We start from the raw sequence: 16,482 nt of genomic DNA on the forward strand, positions 1-16,482 counted from the left end.
CACCGGGCCGCGCGCGACCCACCCGGCGCACCCCCGCCCCGGCTGGCAGGCTGACGTGATGAGCGCTCTCCCGGTCGCCGGACCCGGGCCCGACGGCCCCCGCCACCGCGGACCGCGCGGGGACGAGGTCGACGTCGTCGTCGTGGGCTCGGGCCCCAACGGGCTCGCCGCCGCCGTGGTGCTCGCGCGGGCCGGGCTGGGCGTCGAGGTCGTCGAGGCCGCCGACCAGCTGGGCGGGGGCTCGCGGACCGCGGAGGTGACGCTGCCGGGCTTCCGCCACGACCTGTGCTCGGCCGTGCACCCGATGGGGGTGGCCTCCCCCTTCTTCCGGGCCTTCGACCTGCCCGCGCACGGCGTCGAGATGCTCCACCCGGAGGTGGCCTTCGCCCAGCCGCTCGACGGCGGGCGCGCCGGCCTGGCCTACCGCGACCTCGACCGCACGGTGGAGGGCCTCGGCGTCGACGGCCCCGCGTGGCGCGGCCTCGTGGGGCGCGTGGCCGAGGCGTGGCGCGGGGTCGCCGACGTCGCGCTGTCGGACTTCCGCTCCGTGCCTCGGCACCCGCTCGACGCGGTCTCCTTCGCCCTCGCCGTGCTCGAGCAGGGCACGCCGGCCTGGGACCTCCGCTTCCGCGGCGAGGAGGCCGCCGCGCTCCTCACCGGCGCGGGCGCCCACGCCATCGCGCCGCCGCGCCGCCTGGCGCCCGCCGCCGGCGGGCTGTGGCTGGCCGGCCTCGCGCACGCCGTCGGCTGGCCCATCCCCCGCGGCGGGTCGCAGACGATCGTCGACGCGATGGCCGCCGACGTCGTCGCCCGCGGCGGCGTCGTGCGCACCGGCGAGCGGGTCGAGCACCTCGGCCAGCTGCCGCGGGCCCGGGCCGTGCTCCTCGACGTCGCCCCGCAGGGGCTGCTGCGGCTGGGCGGCGACGCCCTGCCCGCCGGCTACCGCCGGTGGCTCGAGCGCTGGCGCTACGGCGGCGGGGTCTGCAAGGTCGACTTCGCCCTCTCCGGGCCCGTGCCCTGGACGGCCGAGGGCGTCGACCGCGCCGGCACCGTGCACGTCGGCGGCAGCCGCCCCGAGATGCAGGCGGCCGAGCGGGACGTCGTCGCCGGCCGTCACCCCGAGCGCCCCATGGTGCTCGTCGCGCAGCCGTCCGTCGTCGACGGCAGCCGCGCCCCCGACGGCGGCGAGGCGCTGTGGACGTACGCGCACGTGCCCAACGGCTCCACCCGTGACATGGGCGACGCCGTGGAGGCGCAGGTCGAGCGCTTCGCGCCCGGCTTCCGCGACCTCGTGCTCGACCGCGCCGTCCTCACCGCGGGCCGCCACGAGGAGCGGGAGATCAACAACGTCGGCGGGGACATCGCCACCGGCGCGGTGACGCCCTGGCAGCTCGTCATGCGGCCCGTGCCGGCGTGGGACCCGTACCGCACCCCCCTGCCCGGCGTGTACCTCGCGTCCGCGTCGACGCCGCCCGGCCCGGGCGTGCACGGCATGGCCGGCGTGCACGCGGCCGCCCGGGTCCTGCGGCAGCGCTTCGGCCGCCGGGTGGACCCGCTCGACGTCGTCCGCGCCGCCGCCTGAGGCGGGCCCGCGGAGGGCGCGGGGCGACCCGTCCCGTCGGGCGCGGGCGCCGGGTCAGGCGGGCCGCACGTCCCCAGGGGCCGTGCACGGCCCGGCGGCGCCCCAGTCCGGGAGCGCCGCCAGCGCCTCGTCGCCGAGCGGGGAGACGCCGGGGCCCGCCGCCAGGGCGTGCGCCACGAGGACGTGCAGGCACTTGACGCGCCCGGGCATGCCGCCGGCGGAGACGCCGTCGATCTCGGGGACGTCGCCGAGGGCCGCCCTCCGCGCGAGGTAGTCCTCGTGGGCCCGGCGGTGGCCCGCGGCCAGCTCGTCGTCCTCGGCGAGGCGCTCGGTCATCTCCCGCATGACGCCGCCGCCCTCGAGCGTCCCGACGAGCGACGCCGCGCGGGGGCACGTCAGGTAGAAGGTCGTGGGGAAGGGCGTGCCGTCGGGCAGCCGCGGCGCCGTGGCGACGACGTCGGGCGAGCCGCAGCCGCAGCGGTGGGCCACGCCCACGGCCCCGCGGGAGGGGCGCCCGAGCTGGGCGCGGACGACGGCCTCGTCCTCGGGCGAGAGCCGATCCCCCGCCGCCGTCCCCGTCGGGGCGGGCGCCGCGGTGCCGGTCGAGGGGTCGTGGCGCCGGCCGGGCAGGTCCCGGGTCCCGGTCATCCGGCGTCGCCCCGGCCGGCGGCCCCCACGGACTCCCACAGGTCGCCGAACCACGGGCGGTCGGTCTCGCCCTCGCGGACGCTCGCGGCCGCGGCAGCACGCGGGTCCGCCTCGACCTGCTGGCTCGGCGAGGTGCCGGTGACCTTGTACGGCTCGTCGCCCGGCTGCACGAGGTTGAGGCGCTCGCGCGCCTGCTGGCGCACGAAGGCGGGGTCCTCCCAGCGCTGCAGCTCGAGGTCGAGCTCGGCCACCTCCGCGCGGGTCTCCGCCAGCTCGGCGCGGGCGGCCGCCACCTCGGCGCGCTGCGTGATGGTGGCGTGCAGGTACGGCGCGAGCGCCGCCGCCACGACGAGGAGCAGCACGGCGAGCGCGGCCGCGCGCCGCGTCAGCCCGCGGGGGGCCGGCAGGGACGCCGTGAGCCGACGGCCGGCGCCGGGTCGCGAGGAGCGCCCGGGGCGGGGGGCCGGGTGGGAGCCGGACGGCCGCGCCGCGGCGGGGCGCGACCGCGCGGGCGCCGGCGAGCCGGACCGGGCCGCCGGCCGAGCAGGGCCGGCCGCGGGGCGCGGGGCCCTCTCGGGGGCGGTCGCGGCCCGGCGCTCGCCGTCCGCCCGTCCGCCCCGGGGCGTCACCGGTCGTCGTCCTGCCACCGCCGGACCTCCCGCCGCCGTCCGTGCCTGCCTGTGCTCGTCGTGCCGTCGTGCTCCGCCGCGGGGCGGCCGGCCGGGGCCGGCCGCCGCGCGACGGGTGGTGCTCGGTCCTGCAGACGTGCTCAGCCCTTCCGGCGGGGACTCAGCCCTTCCGGCGGGGCCTCAGCCCTTCCAGCGGGGGAAGGCGCCGCGGCCGGCGTAGCGCGCGGCCTCGTCGAGCTCCTCCTCGATGCGGAGCAGCTGGTTGTACTTGGCCACCCGCTCCGAGCGCGCGGGCGCACCGGTCTTGATCTGGCCGCAGTCGGTCGCGACGGCGAGGTCGGCGATCGTCGTGTCCTCGGTCTCGCCGGAGCGGTGGCTCATCATCGCCCGGTAGCCGCTGCGGTGGGCGAGCGCCACGGCGTCGAGGGTCTCGGTGAGCGTGCCGATCTGGTTGACCTTGACGAGCAGAGCGTTGGCGGCGCCGCCGTCGATGCCGCGCTGCAGCCGCTCGGGGTTGGTGACGAAGAGGTCGTCGCCGACGAGCTGGACGCGCTGCCCGAGGCGCTGGGTGAGGGCCGCCCAGCCCTCCCAGTCGTCCTCGTCCAGCGGGTCCTCGATCGAGACGAGGGGGTACGCGTCGACGAGCTCGGCGTAGTAGTCCGACATCTGCTCCGCCGTGCGCTCCTGGCCCTCGAAGCGGTACGTGCCGCCGGAGTGGAACTCCGTGGCGGCGACGTCGAGGGCGAGCCCGATGTCGGAGCCCAGCTGCAGGCCGGTCTGCTGGACGGCCTCGGCGATGAGGTCGAGGGCGTCGCGGTTGCTCGGCAGGTCGGGGGCGAAGCCGCCCTCGTCGCCGAGGCCGGTGGACAGGCCGCGGGACTTCAGGACCGACTTGAGCGCGTGGTAGACCTCCGCGCCCCAGCGGAGGGACTCGCGGAAGGTCGGGGCGCCGATGGGGGCGACCATGAACTCCTGGACGTCGACGCCGGAGTCGGCGTGGGCGCCGCCGTTGACGATGTTCATCATCGGCACGGGCAGGACGTGGGCGTTGGGGCCGCCGACGTAGCGGAACAGCGGCAGCGACGCCGACTCGGCGGCGGCCTTCGCGACGGCGAGCGAGACGCCGAGGATGGCGTTGGCGCCGAGCGAGGACTTCGACGGCGTGCCGTCGAGCTCGAGCATGGCGGCGTCGACGAGACGCTGCTCGGAGGCGTCGAGCCCGACGAGCTCCGGGCCGATGGTGTCGAGCACGGCGTCGACGGCGCCCTGGACGCCCTTGCCGAGGTAGCGGGCGGCGTCGCCGTCGCGCTTCTCGACGGCCTCGAAGGCGCCCGTGGAGGCGCCGGAGGGGACGGCGGCGCGGGCGAGGACGCCGTCGTCGAGCGCGACCTCCACCTCGACGGTGGGGTTGCCGCGCGAGTCGAGGATCTCGCGGGCTCCGACGGCCTCGATGCTGGCCACGACGTCTCCTGGGGGCTGGGGGGTGGTGCCGGGCGGGTGGTCGCGGCGTCCGGCGGTGCGCCGGGCGCGACGGCCCCGACCCTATCGGCGGTCGGCGCCCCCGCCGCGGAGCCCGCGGGGCCCGTCGCCGGGCGGGGACGGCGACGGCGTCGTGTAGCCGCCGTCCTCGAGCCCCGCGTGCCGCTCGAACCGGCTGCGCCGCGGGTCGCCCCGGGTGAGCGCCGCCTCGAGCCCGTAGAGCGCCGGCATGAGCAGCGGGCCGAGGACGGCCCACTGGTCGGCGTGGCGCACCTCGTGCCGCCGGCGGCGCGGGCCGCCGAGGCCGCCGTGCAGCCAGACGTTGCCGACCGTCGTGCCGCCGCGCGCGTAGCCGCCGCGCATGCCGCCGCACTCGACGACGAGGTCGCGCCCGACGACGGGGCGCCCGCCGTGGGCGACGCCCCACACGAGGGCGGCCGTCGTCGGCACGAGGTTGAGGTAGGCGCGGGCGAGGACCCACGCGCGTCGTCGTCCGTCGCCCACCGCGGCAGCGTGGCAGGCCGGGCCCTCCCCGGGCGCGACCCCGCGCCCCGACGGCGGTCGCGCCGGCGCCGTCGGTCCCCCGGGACGCCGACGGGCGGCGCCCCCCGAGGGGGACGCCGCCCGTGGCGGTGGTGCGGCGGCGGTCGTCAGCCGTAGGTGCGCACCGAGAAGGGCTTCGCGGTGCCGGTGGTGACGTTGCCCGTCGCGGTGAGCTCCGTGGCGCTGGTGCGCAGGAGCGCGCAGGTCTCCTTGTCGAGCGTGCCCCGCGTGTCGAAGGTGTTGCCGCGGGCGACGACGCCCTCGACCGTCGGCGCCTTGCTCTTGTGGTTGACCTTGATGTTGCAGGAGCCGCCGGCCAGCCAGCTGTCCTCGACGACGAGGCCCTTGACGGGCGCGAAGTCCTGGGTGACCTGGATGGCGGCGTTGCTCGCGCCGGACAGCGACGTCCCGCGGACGGTGATGCGCTGGCCGCCGAGCACCTGGACGGCGTCGTTGTGCGTGGCCTTGCCGCCCTGGTTGGGGTCGCTGGCGAAGTACGCGCTGTCGTGGAGGTAGGAGTCCTCGACGAGGACGTCGTCGCCGTGGACCTTGATGTTGTCGACGGTGCCCCAGATGTTGACGCGGCGGGCGGTGAAGTTGCTGCCCTTGATGCCGTCGTACCAGACCGAGGCCTTGTCGGGACGGATGGTGCTGTCCTCGATGACGAAGCGCTTGGCGTTGGCGTGGTCGACCGTGACGAGGCCGCGGTTGCCGTCCTTGACCCCGCCCCGGATGAGCGAGCGCGTGATCTTCACGTCGGGGGCCTGGACGACGACGAAGCCGTGGACGTCGAGGGCGTCGTAGCGGGCGCCGGGCGTCGTGATGACGAGGTCGCCGTAGACCGGGGTGAGCTTCGTGCCGGCCGGCACGCCCGTCGTCGCCGCGCTGGGCTCGACCGGGGCCGAGGGGCTGGGGGTGGGCGTCGGCGTGGGCGTCGGCGTCGGCGTCGGCGTCGGGGTCGGCGTCGGGGTCGGCGTGGGCGTCGGGGTCGGCGTCGGGGTCGGCGTGGGCGTCGGCGTGGGCGTCGGGGTGGGGGTCGGCGTCGGCGTCGGCGTCGGGGTCGGCGTCGGGGTCGGCGTCGTGACGACCGGCTCCGTCGACGCGGCGAGGGACAGGAGGGCCGTGTGGCCGACCGTGACCTTGGACGCCGCGGCGCCGGAGAGGTAGGCGTGGACGCGCACCTGGCCGGGGGCGGTGGCCGCGGCCGACGCGTCGACGTACTGCTGCTGCCACGCCGGCGCGGTGGCCCCGGCGGGCCAGGCGCGGACGTCCAGGCCGGCGGAGCCGCTGGTGCGGGGGCGGACCTCGAGGGTGACGCTGCCGCCGGCCGCGACCTTGGGCGCGAGGGCAGGGCCCTGCGTGACCGTCTCGGTGCTGCCGGAGACCTTGACCGTGCTGAGCTGGAGGGCGCCCGTGCCGTCGACGCGGACGCGGCCCCGGTAGGCGGTGCCCTTGGCGCCGGGCACCTCGAGGGAGACCCACAGCGGCGTGCCCGCGGCGAGCGGCGGGACGACGAAGGTGGTGCGGGTCGACGACGCGCCGACGGCGGGGGCCCAGGCGCTGCAGACCGCGCTGCCCGGGGCGACGGCGAGGGCCTGCGAGACCTGCTGGACGGTCTGCGCGGTGGCGACGGCCCCGGCGACGACGCCGCGGTGGGCGACGCTGACGGAGGAGGCCGCGGCGCCGGACAGGTAGCCCCAGACCCGGGCGGTCGTCAGGGGGACGGCCGTGGTGCCGGCGTCGGTGCGCTGCTGCTGCCAGGCGGGGACGGCCGAGCCCTCGACCCAGGCGCGGACGTCGACGCCGCCGACGCCCGAGCTGCGAGGCCGGGTCTCGAGGTGGACCAGGGCCCCGCGGACCGCCTTCGCCGGGAGCGCGGTGGCGGCGCCGACGGACTCCTTGCCGGCGACGACGCGGCTCGTGCTGACCTGCAGGGCGCCGGAGGCGTCGACGCGGACGCGGCCGCGGTAGGCGCTGCCGGCCGGGCCGGGGACCTCGAGGGCGACGAAGAGCGGGGCGGTGCCGGAGAGGGCGGGGACGGTGAAGGAGGTGCGGGCGGTGCCCGTCACCGCCGTCCACGCGCCGGAGGCCGAGGCGCCCGGCGCGAGGCCGAGGGCGGTCGACGTCGTGACGACGGCGGCCGGCGAGGCCGCGAGGGCCGGGGCGGCGACGCCCCCGCCGAGCAGCGTCGCGGCGGCGACGACGGGCGTCACGAGCAGGACGAGCGCACGGCGCTGATGGCGGTCGCGGCGATGGCGCCGCGGCGTGGGGCTGGGCACGGTGGTCATGGCGGGCTCCGGGGAGGCGGGGGCCGACGCGGTCGACGGCCGGGAGGACGGGACGGGTGCAGCCGGTGCTGCGGGGACGCGGCGCACCGCGGTGCCGCGGGTGGCGGCGGGTGCGGGTCGCGTCGTGGGCATGACCGGGGTTCGTCGGCGCGGTCGGGGCCCTTGACGCCGCCGGGGGGTGCCCTCCCCCGGACGGACGACCGGTCACCCGTCCGACGGGGCATCCGGGGGACCCCGGCGGCGTCGCCGGCGGGTCTGCGGCGGCCCGCGGTGGGCCGGTCGGGTGACCCCGTCCCCGGCCGACGCCCCCGCGGTCTTGACGGTCCCCGCCGGACCGCCCCGGCCCACCGCCCGGTCGGGGCCGCGGTCGGCCCGCGGCCCGGCGGCGGGGGCCGACCTATGCTCGGGACCCGTGCCGACGCGCCCTCCCGCCGCCGTGAGCCCCGACCTCCCGTCGCCGCGGACCCGGGCCGCGGACGCGGTGCGGGGTCGCGCACGGGTGGCGGTCCGCTCGGGCCGGGCCGCCGCGCGGGCGCTGACGGGCCGGGCGGGCGCCCTGCCGGGCTTCGTCGTCGTCGGCGCGCAGCGGTGCGGGACGACGTCGCTCTTCGACGACCTGTGCCGCCACCCGCAGGTCCGCCGGCCCACGGGCAAGGAGCTGCAGTACTTCACGCTCCACCACCGGCGGCCGCTGGCCTGGTACCGGGGGCACTTCCCCGTGACCGGTGCGGGCGAGCAGACCTTCGAGGCCTCGCCGTACTACCTCTTCCACCCGCACGCCGCCGAGCGCTTCGCCGCCGCCCTGCCGCGCACGCGCGCGGTGGTGCTCCTGCGCGACCCCGTCGAGCGGGCCGTCTCCCACCACCTGCACTCGGTGCGCAGCGGCCTCGAGCGGCTGCCGCTCGAGGAGGCCCTGGCCGCGGAGCCGGCCCGGATGGCGCGGGCGGAGCGGCTCGGCGTCGACTCGCGCGCGGGGCACCGCCTGCTGCGGGCCGGCTCGTACGCGGCCCGCGGCCGCTACGGGGAGCAGCTCGCGCGCTGGGTGGGGGCGCTGGGGCCCGAGCGCGTCCACGTCGTCCGCAGCGAGGACCTGCACGCCGACCCGGCGCACCACCTCGCCGCGCTGCAGGCCTTCCTCGGCCTCGACCCCGTGCCGCTCGACCACGCGCGGCGCACCCGGCGGCGCGACGACGGCGGGCCCGACCCGCTGCCCGCGGCCCGTCGGCTCCTCGAGGGCGCGTTCGACGCCGACGACGCGGTGCTGCGGCGCGTCACGGGGTGGACCTCGACCTGGTGACGTCCCGGGCGGCGCCGACCGGGATGACGGGGCGACGCCGGTCACGGCGCGCCCCCCTCCTCACCGGTGGACGCGGGCCCCGCCCCGGCTCGCGCGGGTCACCGCCGCCCCGACGGCGCCGTGGCGTCGGGGTGCGGGACCGGACGGACGTCGAGCCCGTCGATGCCGGCGAAGTCGCGCGGGTTGCACGTGTGCAGCGGCAGGCCCTCGGCCAGGGCCACGGCGGCGATGAGTGCGTCGTAGGCCCGCGCCGCCGGCTTCCGGCCGGCCGCCCGCAGCGAGGCGGCCACCTGGCCGAAGGCACGGGCGGCGCTCGCGTCCACCGGCAACGGGTCGAAGTCCGCCTCGGCCTGCTGCAGGTGCGCCTGCCGCGCGGCCCGTTCGGCGTCGGTCGTGGCGACCAGCGGGCCGACGGCGAGCTCGGCCAGGGTGATGACGGAGATCAGCGGCTCGTCCGGCAGGTCGGCGACGGCGTCGTCGTCCAGCCTGCCGAGGAGGAGCAGGGTGGACGTGTCGAGCAGTCCGCGGTCGGTCACAGCCCCGGGTCCAGGAGGTCGTCGACGTCCGCCCTCAGGCGGTCGGGGTCGACGACCGGCAGACGTCGACGACGCGCGACGAGCTGCTCGGCCGGGGCGGACCGCCTGAGCCGTGGCCTGAGCTCGGCGACCTCCGCCCCGTCCCTCGTGACCACGAGGGACGTGCCCCGTGCCACGCGGTCGAGGACCGCGCCCCCGTCGTTGCGCAGCTGCCTCACCGTCACGGTGTCCACGGCAGAACCGTATCACCGGTGATACACGAGGGACGGGCGCGTCACCCGGTGCCCGAGCACGTGCCGCTCGGCACGGGCGGCAGCCCCCGCGGCCGCGCCCGGCTCACACCGCGTAGCCCCAGCGGTCCAGCGGCTCCGCCAGCACGGCCTCGACGGCGGCGACCTGGCGCGGCGCCAGCTCGCGGCGGAAGGCCTCGCGGCGGCCGCGCTCGACCCGGTGGTGGCGGCGCAGCGCGGCCTGCAGCGCCGGCGTCCACGGCAGCCCGAGGAAGGCGAGCACCTCCTCGAGGCGGCCGCGGGGGTCGTCGAGGAGGTCCTCGTAGCGCAGGTCGTGCCACGTGCCCGGCGCCGCGGCGGCCCGGGCCCGCTCGGCCGCCTCGAGGAGCATCCGCCAGCCGAGCGCGGCGAGGACGACGAAGTCGCGGCCCGAGCGCTCCCACTCCTCGTGCAGGTCCGCCGGCAGCGGCCCGTAGATCCAGCGGTCGGGGCCGCGGCGCCCGTCCCACCACCCCATCTGGAGCCAGGAGGCGGCGACGGCGCGGCCGTCCCGGACGACGTGGACGGTCCGCGTCCCGGGCAGCGCGGCCTGCAGCAGCCCGGTCCGCGGCCACCCCGTGAGGTGCTGGACGAGGACCTCCGCGCCCTGCGCGGCGAGGCGGCGCTCGACGAAGGCCACGAGCCGGTCGCGGACGACGGGCGTGAGGTCGTCGGCGACGAGGTCGCGCGAGACCGTGGAGAAGCCGGGCATGACGTGGTGGTCGAGGAGGCGGTAGCCCTCGGAGGGCCGCACCCGCAGCCGGCCCCGCTCGAGCAGGCGGCCGGCCTCGGCGAGCGCACGCATCGACGACGGCCGCGCCCCGCCGGCGCGGTACAGCGCCCCGTTGCCGCGCCCGGCCGGACCGCCGGGGACGACCTGCCAGAGCCGGTCGTCGAGGCCCGAGACGAAGCCCGTGGCGGGGTGGCGGGCGACGAGCTCGGTGACGAGCGTCGTCCCGCTCCGGCCGGTGCCGGCCACGACGGCGAGGCGGGGCGTCGTCGGCGCCACCCGCGGGGCGCTCACGACGTCGCCCCGGGGCGGCCCGCGAGGGCGAGGCGGACCGGCGCGGTGAGGGCGCCGACGACGGCGCGGGGGCCCCGCGGCATCCGGGTGCGCCACTCGTCGTCCTCGCGGAGGGCGACGGCGCCCGAGCCGTGCCGGTCCGGGTTGCCGGCGACCGTGTGCGTCGGCGCGAGGTGCACCTGCGGGACGCCGTCCGCCCCGCGGCGCACGAGCGGGGCGTCCCCGCCGGCGACCCCGTCGTCGGGCAGGTCGGCGACCCGGGCGACGGCGGCGAGCGCCGCCTCGGGGCGCGCCACGAGGTCGGTGTAGCGGACGCGCACCGCACGCCCGGCGCGCGGCGGCCACCAGGCGGCGGCCGCGGCGTTCCACAGCGCCCAGAGCGCGGTGCTGCGCAGGAGGCCGGGGCGGGGCATGAGCGTCTCCTCCCCCGGGACGTCCCGGGTCGGCTTGCGGCGCTGCCAGGACCAGGCGGTGGCCCGCGGGTCGCGCACGAGGTGGACGACGCGGAGGTCGACGTCGGGCAGCCCCTCGAGCAGCAGCCCGTAGGTCGGCAGCTTCGAGGGGTCGACGACGACGCGGGCGCCGGTCACGCGGGCCGTGGCCCGGTAGAGGTCGGCGAGGACCGCGTCGTCGGGGTGCCGGGCGAGCGGGCGGCGGCCGGCCGCGCGCCGCAGGAGCACCGCGGGCAGGCGCCGCACGCGCAGCCGGGCCCGCAGCCGCGCGGCGAGGGCCGCCGGGTCGAGGTCGGGGTGGGCGCGGCGGACCTCCGCGAGCACCGCCGACCACACCGGGCACGCCGAGAAGGCGCGGCCGCAGCCGCACCGGTGGTCCTCGACGGCCCCGCGCGACCACAGGTAGCGCAGCTCCCCGGCGCAGAAGGCGCCCGGCAGCTGCCCGGTCGCCGAGGCCAGCAGGGTCGACCCGCTGCGGCCGCTGCCCGCGACGAGGAGGACGACGACGGGCTCAGCCACGGGACGCACCCGCCGTCGGCGCCGCGGGGGGAAGGGGCTCCGCCGTCCCGGCGTAGACGGCGTCGAGCAGGCGCACGTGCGCGGCGGGGTCGTGCTCGACGAGCACCCGCGCGCGGCCCGCGGCCCCCATCGCGGCGGCGCCGGCCGGGTCCTCGACGAGCCGCGTGAGGGCCGCCGCGAGGGCGGCGGGGTCCTCGGCCGGGACGACGAGGCCGTCGACGCCGTCGCGGACGAGCTCGGGGGCGCCGCCGAGCGCGGTGACGACCGCCGGCACCCCGGCGGCGAGGGCCTCGGTGACGGCCAGCGGCGCGTTCTCGGACCAGCGGGAGGGGACGGCCGCGGCGACGGCGCCGGCCACGAGCGCCCGGACGTCGTCGGCGGGCAGGCGGCCGTGGAAGACGACCCGGCCGGGCGCGACCTCCCGGGCGAGGGCCTCGAGGTCGGCCCGCGCGGGGCCGTCGCCCGCCACGTGGAGGCGGCGGACCGCGGGCGCGGCGGCGAGCGCGCGCAGGAGCACGTCGACCCCCTTCTCGGGCGAGAGGCGGCCGGCCACGACGACGTCGCGGCGCGCCGCCGCGGGCACGAGGACGTCGGCCGGGACGGGGGCGGCGGGGTTGCGGACGACGTGCGTGCGGCCGACGCCCACGCCGGCGCGGGCCAGCACGCCCGCGAGGAAGCGGCTGGGGGCGACGAGGGCGTGGACGCCGTCGTACGCGCCGAGCGCGCGGTGCAGGGCCGTCTCCACGGCGACGACGCCGCTGGCGGCGAGCGAGCCGCCCTTGCAGCGGTGCCGGACCGCCTGCAGCGGCCCGAGGACGCCCGGGCGGACGCAGCCGTCGCACGGGCGGGGCGGTCCGCCGTCGCGGCCCGGCGCGAGCATCTGGTAGCTGGGGCAGACGAGCTTGTAGTCGTGGAGCGTCATGACGCAGCGGACGCCCGCCCGCCGCACCGGCGCGAGGACCGACGGCGACAGCTGGTGGTAGATGTTGTGGCAGTGCACGACGTCCGGCGAGAAGCGCTGCAGCGCAGCGCTCATGCCGCGCCGCGCGGCCGGCGACCACACCGTGCCCGCGGCGGCCCGGACGCCCGCGAGCCCGGGCGGGGCGGGCTCCAGCTCCACGTGCGGCGCGAGGACGTCGCGCAGCGGGGCCCCGAGGGCGGCGTCGAGGACGTCGGGGGCCGGGTCGTCCGGGTGCCGCATGCCCCAGAGCGCGACGGCGTGGCCGGCGGCACGCTGCTGCTCGGCGAGGTCGAGGACGTGCGCCTCGGCCCCGCCCCGGCGGTGGAGGAACTTGTTGACGTGCAGGACCCGCACGCGCAGCGACCTCCTCGTCGTCGTCCCCCGTGACCGCGGCCCCGTGTCCTTGCTGTCCCGGGGCACCCGTACCCCACCACACCGGGCACCCCGGGGGGTCCGCCGCCCCGCTGGTGCCGCCCCGGGCACCCCGTCGGGTGACGCCCGCGGGCCCCTCCCCGCGCGACGTGTGGCCATGACGCCCGCCCGACCGGGCCTCCCCTCGCGACGTGCGGCCATGAGGCGCGTCCTGGGCGTCGGCCCTCGCGCACACGGCCGCACGTCGCGGGAGGGGAGGGCGGGGCAGGGCCAGGGGCGGGGCCGTGCGAGGCGGCCCGGCGGGCGGCGGGGGCGTGCGAGCATGCGCCCCAGGTATCCGACGACGCAGGGCAGCGGGGGACGGCGATGACGCGAGCAGCGCACCCGGACGCGGCCGACGGCGTCGCCGGGGCCGCGGCCCACGCGGCGCGGAAGGTCGCCCGGCACGTCCGCTGGGCCCGCACCGAGGGCGTCGGGCGGCTCGTCGAGGAGGACCGCCTCGACCCGCGCGAGCGCCTGCGCACCGCCTGGGCCGGGGCGAGGTGGCGTGCGGCGCACGGGCTCCCGCGCGGCAGCGCCCGCCCCGTCTACGTCGTCGGGCTGCAGCGCTCCGGGACGAACATGCTCCTGCGCGGGGTCGACGCCGCCCCCGAGGTCGAGGTCCGGGGCGAGGGCGACCGCCGCACGATGCACCGGTACCGGCTGCGCGGCGAGGACGCCGTCGTCGCCGCCGTCGGGCGCAGCCGCTCCCGGGTGCTCCTGCTCAAGCCGCTCTGCGACTCCCAGCACGTGGACCGGCTCCTGGACTCCCCCCGCCTGCCCGGCGGCCGCGCCCTGTGGGTCTACCGCGAGCCGCTGGCGCGGGCCCGCTCGGAGGTGTCGAAGTTCGGCACCTCCTCGCTGCGCGCGCTGCAGGCGGTGGCGGCCGGCGACGGCGGCCGGACGTGGCAGGGCGAGCGCCTCTCCCCCGCCTCGGTGGAGCTCGTCCGCTCCTTCGACCCGGCCACGTCGCTGTCGCCGCTCGGCGCGGCGCTCGTCCTGTGGTCGGTGCGCAACCGCCTCGTCGCCGAGCTCGGCCTCGACGCCCGCGACGACGTCGCCCTCCTGTCCTACGACGCCCTCGTGGCCGACCCGGCGGCGGAGGTGCAGCGGCTCTGCGAGCACGTCGGCCTCGTCCCCCGGCCCGCGCTGTGGGAGCACGTCGAGGCCCGCGCCACCCACCCCCCGCGGGTCGAGGCCGAGCCGCGCGCCGTCGCGCTCGCCGAGCAGGTCCACGCCGAGCTCGCCGCGGCGCGCGGCCGCCGCGACGCGACGGCGGCCGGCCGGTGACGCGGCGTCGCGGCGCGCGGGCCACGGCGGTGGCCCTGGCGGGCGTGCTGGCCCTCGGCGCGTGCACGGGCGACGAGCCCGCCCCGCCCGCGCCCCCGACCACGCCGACGCCCTCCACCGGCGCCACGCCGGCGCCCTCGGCGACGGCGGACGGCGGCACCGGCGGCTGGGCGGGTCTCGGCGAGGGCGCCCCGGCGGGCGAGCCGGGCCCCGAGCTCGTGGGCCTGGGCGCCAAGTGGGACTGGAGCCGCGCCGCGCAGACGGCCGGCTGGATCGAGCGCTCCGGCGGCGGGCCGACGTTCTACGAGGTCGTGTGGTGCGACGTCGAGCCCCGCGAGGGCGAGCGCGACTGGTCCGCGGTGGACCAGGTGCTCGACCGCGCGGAGGACCTCGGCGTCGACCTCGGCGCCTTCCTGCTCAAGGTCCGCACCGGCCGCTGCTGGGCCACCGGCGGCACGGCCGAGCACCCGCGCGGCGGGGGCGCCGGCACGCGCGGGAAGACGGAGTCCGCCCCGCCGCTCGACACGGCGGCCTACACCGACTTCGTCACCGAGCTCGTCGGGCGCGGCGCGGAGCGGGGCGTCCGCTCCTGGGCGGTCGAGAACGAGGTCAACGCGCCGGCCTTCTGGGCCGGCTCCGCCGAGGAGTACGCCGACCTCGCCCGCGTCGCCGCGGCGGCCGTCCGCGCCGCCGACCCCGGCGCGCGCGTGCTCGACTCGGGCGTCAGCAGCGTCGCCCACGGGTACGGCGTCGTCCGTCACGTGCAGCGCACGGAGGGCGACGAGGCCGCAGTCGAGGCGTGGAACGCCTACTACGCGAACCGCATCGGCACGCGGGGGCAGCAGCTGCCGCGGGTGGTCGACGCCGCCGCGCTCGCCGACGTCCTGGCCGGGGAGCCGGCGCAGCGCTCGCTCGCCCAGCTCGACGCCGTCGACGAGCTGGTGGCCGACGGCACGGTCGACGCGCGCCAGGTGCACTTCTACGAGCCGTGGGACCAGGTGGCGCCGCTCTTCGCCTACCTGCGCGACGCGACGCCGGCCGACGTGCCGCTCGAGGTGTGGGAGCTCGGCGCCTTCGCCCGCGGCGGGGAGGCCCCCGACGCCGAGCCCGCCGTGCGGGACGCCGACGTCCTCCGTGCCACCGCGGCCGTGCTCGCCGAGGGCGCCACCGTCGCGGTGTGGCTGCCCCTGGCGGTGAACCCGGACGGGCGGAACCCCGACGAGCCGCGGTGGGGCCTGCTCGACGGCGGCGGCCGCGAGCGCGGCGCCTCGGCCGGCTTCACGGCGCTCGCGCAGGCGGCCGACCGCGGCGGCGTCCGCGCCGTCCCCGTCGACACCGGCGCGGTGCGGGGCGTCGCCCTCGTGGGCGGGACCGGCTTCGCCGTCACCGCCGTCGTGTGGGCGGACGAGGCCCCCGTGGCGCTGGGGGCCGGGCTCGACGCCGTCGCGACGGTGACGACGGACGCGGCGGGCGTCGCGGCGGCCGCCCCCGGGGACGCCGACGAGGTGGGCGAGGCGCCCGTCGTCGTCACGGCGCCCGACGTGGACGCCCTCGTGGCGGGCCTCGCGTGACCGGCGCCGACGACGCCGCCCTGCCCGACCCGGCCCGCGTCGTCTGCGTCGGAGGGCTGCACCGCAGCGGCACGACGCCGCTGGCGCGCGCCCTCGCCGCCCACCCGCAGGTGAGCGGGCTGGTGGGGACGGGCGTGAAGGAGGACGAGGGCCAGCACCTCCAGGACGTCTACCCCCGCGCCAAGGTCCACGGCGGCAGCGGGCGGTTCGCCCGGGCGGCGGCCGCGCACCTCACCGAGGCCTCGCCGCTGGCGACGGCGGACGCCGGCGCCCGGCTGCTGCGCGCCTGGGTGCCGTACTGGGACACCTCCCGGCCCGTGCTCGTCGAGAAGTCGCCCCCGGACATGCTCATGGGGCGCTTCCTCCAGGCGGTCCTGCCCGGGTCGGCGCTCGTCGTCGTCGTGCGCCACCCCGTCGTCGTCGCCCTGTCGACGAAGAAGTGGCGGAGCGTCGTCTCGCGGGACCCGCGCCGGCACGAGGGGCTGGCGTCCCTCGTCGAGCACTGGGTCGTGGCGCACCGCCGCCTGCTCGAGGACCTGCCCTCCCTGCGGGCCGCCGGTGCGCGCGTCCACCTCCTGCACTACGAGGACCTCGTCCGCGCCCCGGCCGCGGAGCTGGGACGCCTGGGCGCCACGCTGGGCCTCGACGGGCCCGTGCCGGCCGACGGGCTGACCGCGGCCCGCAGCGAGCGCTACGAGCAGCAGTGGGCCCGCGCGGCCGCGTGGTGGCGGCCGTCCTCGGCGTGGCGCCGGGCCGTCGAGCGCCGGCACCCGGGCGACGTCGCCGCGCTCGGCTACGACCTCGTGGACCTGCGGGCGCGGGGCCCCTGGTCGGAGGCCGCCCGGGCGCTCGCAGGGCCGGCGACGCCGCCGGACCCGGTCGGCTAGATGTACTGCCCAGGGACGTTGGTCGGGTGAGTGCGACGTGAGCGTGTGAGCGCGTCGTGACGTGAGCGAGGACCTCCCGGTGTGGAGTGGGACTGC

General features: G+C 79.3%; 15 protein-coding genes. 5 read left to right on the forward strand and 10 right to left on the reverse strand.

The genetic code is table 11. From position 1 onward, the window contains the following. Positions 1 to 58 precede the first annotated feature (58 nt). The gene (locus tag EDC03_RS08105) at positions 59 to 1,582 is read left to right on the forward strand and encodes a phytoene desaturase family protein (RefSeq protein ID WP_123379653.1); all 1,524 of its coding nucleotides are present in this window, start codon (positions 59 to 61) and stop codon (positions 1,580 to 1,582) included. Positions 1,583 to 1,636: 54 nt separating this feature from the next. Here EDC03_RS08105 and EDC03_RS08110 read toward each other — a convergent pair whose 3' ends face one another. The 5 genes from EDC03_RS08110 to EDC03_RS17845 all read right to left on the reverse strand — a co-directional run bounded on the left by EDC03_RS08110 (position 1,637) and on the right by EDC03_RS17845 (position 7,169). After that, positions 1,637 to 2,230, reverse strand: coding sequence for a DUF501 domain-containing protein (locus EDC03_RS08110; protein ID WP_123379654.1), 594 nt, complete (start codon positions 2,228 to 2,230; stop codon positions 1,637 to 1,639). Beyond that, positions 2,227 to 2,592, reverse strand: coding sequence for an FtsB family cell division protein (locus EDC03_RS17575; RefSeq protein WP_158674241.1), 366 nt, complete (start codon positions 2,590 to 2,592; stop codon positions 2,227 to 2,229). The genes EDC03_RS08110 and EDC03_RS17575 overlap by 4 nt, the downstream gene beginning before the upstream one ends. 447 nt (positions 2,593 to 3,039) lie before the next feature. Beyond that, positions 3,040 to 4,320: a phosphopyruvate hydratase gene (eno, locus tag EDC03_RS08120; protein WP_123379656.1), complete on the reverse strand. Its 1,281-nt coding sequence runs from the start codon at positions 4,318 to 4,320 to the stop codon at positions 3,040 to 3,042. Between the two features lie 81 nt (positions 4,321 to 4,401). Beyond that, positions 4,402 to 4,842, reverse strand: coding sequence for a hypothetical protein (locus EDC03_RS08125; protein WP_123379657.1), 441 nt, complete (start codon positions 4,840 to 4,842; stop codon positions 4,402 to 4,404). A gap of 146 nt (positions 4,843 to 4,988) precedes the next feature. Further along, the gene (locus EDC03_RS17845) at positions 4,989 to 7,169 is read right to left on the reverse strand and encodes a hypothetical protein (RefSeq protein WP_199720041.1); all 2,181 of its coding nucleotides are present in this window, start codon (positions 7,167 to 7,169) and stop codon (positions 4,989 to 4,991) included. A gap of 412 nt (positions 7,170 to 7,581) precedes the next feature. Between EDC03_RS17845 and EDC03_RS08135 the strand changes: the two genes are divergently transcribed. Then, the gene (locus EDC03_RS08135; protein ID WP_158674242.1) at positions 7,582 to 8,466 is read left to right on the forward strand and encodes a sulfotransferase family protein; all 885 of its coding nucleotides are present in this window, start codon (positions 7,582 to 7,584) and stop codon (positions 8,464 to 8,466) included. A gap of 98 nt (positions 8,467 to 8,564) precedes the next feature. On the opposite strand, the gene EDC03_RS08140 is transcribed toward EDC03_RS08135, so the two are convergent. The 5 genes from EDC03_RS08140 to EDC03_RS08160 form a co-directional block, all read right to left on the reverse strand. Continuing rightward, a complete protein-coding gene (locus tag EDC03_RS08140) occupies positions 8,565 to 9,002 on the reverse strand; it encodes a type II toxin-antitoxin system VapC family toxin (protein WP_199720042.1) in 438 nt (145 codons plus the stop codon). Beyond that, on the reverse strand, positions 8,999 to 9,235 hold the full coding sequence (locus EDC03_RS08145; RefSeq protein ID WP_199720043.1) for a type II toxin-antitoxin system Phd/YefM family antitoxin: 237 nt from the start codon (positions 9,233 to 9,235) through the stop codon (positions 8,999 to 9,001). The genes EDC03_RS08140 and EDC03_RS08145 overlap by 4 nt, the downstream gene beginning before the upstream one ends. 103 nt (positions 9,236 to 9,338) lie before the next feature. Beyond that, positions 9,339 to 10,295 (reverse strand): sulfotransferase family protein, encoded by a 957-nt coding sequence (locus EDC03_RS08150; RefSeq protein WP_158674243.1) that lies wholly within the window; start codon positions 10,293 to 10,295, stop codon positions 9,339 to 9,341. Continuing rightward, a complete protein-coding gene (locus EDC03_RS08155; protein WP_158674244.1) occupies positions 10,292 to 11,266 on the reverse strand; it encodes a sulfotransferase in 975 nt (324 codons plus the stop codon). Before EDC03_RS08155 ends, EDC03_RS08150 begins: the two co-directional genes overlap by 4 nt. Beyond that, positions 11,259 to 12,581 carry a glycosyltransferase gene (locus EDC03_RS08160; RefSeq protein ID WP_158674245.1) on the reverse strand — a complete coding sequence of 441 codons (1,323 nt, stop codon included), beginning with the start codon at positions 12,579 to 12,581 and terminating at the stop codon, positions 11,259 to 11,261. Before EDC03_RS08160 ends, EDC03_RS08155 begins: the two co-directional genes overlap by 8 nt. Before the next feature lie 384 nt (positions 12,582 to 12,965). Here EDC03_RS08160 and EDC03_RS08165 point away from each other — a divergent pair, with 384 nt between their 5' ends. The 3 genes from EDC03_RS08165 to EDC03_RS17585 are packed head-to-tail and all read left to right on the forward strand — an operon-like array spanning position 12,966 to position 16,386. Next, complete coding sequence (locus tag EDC03_RS08165) at positions 12,966 to 13,928, forward strand: sulfotransferase family protein (protein ID WP_123379662.1); 963 nt, start codon at positions 12,966 to 12,968, stop codon at positions 13,926 to 13,928. Next, positions 13,925 to 15,499, forward strand: coding sequence for a hypothetical protein (locus tag EDC03_RS17580; protein ID WP_158674246.1), 1,575 nt, complete (start codon positions 13,925 to 13,927; stop codon positions 15,497 to 15,499). The genes EDC03_RS08165 and EDC03_RS17580 overlap by 4 nt, the downstream gene beginning before the upstream one ends. After that, positions 15,496 to 16,386 carry a sulfotransferase gene (locus EDC03_RS17585; protein ID WP_158674247.1) on the forward strand — a complete coding sequence of 297 codons (891 nt, stop codon included), beginning with the start codon at positions 15,496 to 15,498 and terminating at the stop codon, positions 16,384 to 16,386. Before EDC03_RS17580 ends, EDC03_RS17585 begins: the two co-directional genes overlap by 4 nt. The last annotated feature ends 96 nt before the right edge of the window (positions 16,387 to 16,482 follow it).

It is taken from the genome of Pseudokineococcus lusitanus (assembly GCF_003751265.1).
Lineage (GTDB): Bacteria > Actinomycetota > Actinomycetes > Actinomycetales > Quadrisphaeraceae > Pseudokineococcus > Pseudokineococcus lusitanus.

Coding starts and splice junctions, on each gene's coding strand:
- EDC03_RS08105 (WP_123379653.1), top strand. CDS start 59: ATGAGCGCTCTCCCGGTCGCCGGACCCGGGCCCGACGGCCCCCGCCAC.
- EDC03_RS08110 (WP_123379654.1), bottom strand. CDS start 2,230: ATGACCGGGACCCGGGACCTGCCCGGCCGGCGCCACGACCCCTCGACC.
- EDC03_RS08165 (WP_123379662.1), top strand. CDS start 12,966: ATGACGCGAGCAGCGCACCCGGACGCGGCCGACGGCGTCGCCGGGGCC.
- EDC03_RS17845 (WP_199720041.1), bottom strand. CDS start 7,169: ATGACCACCGTGCCCAGCCCCACGCCGCGGCGCCATCGCCGCGACCGC.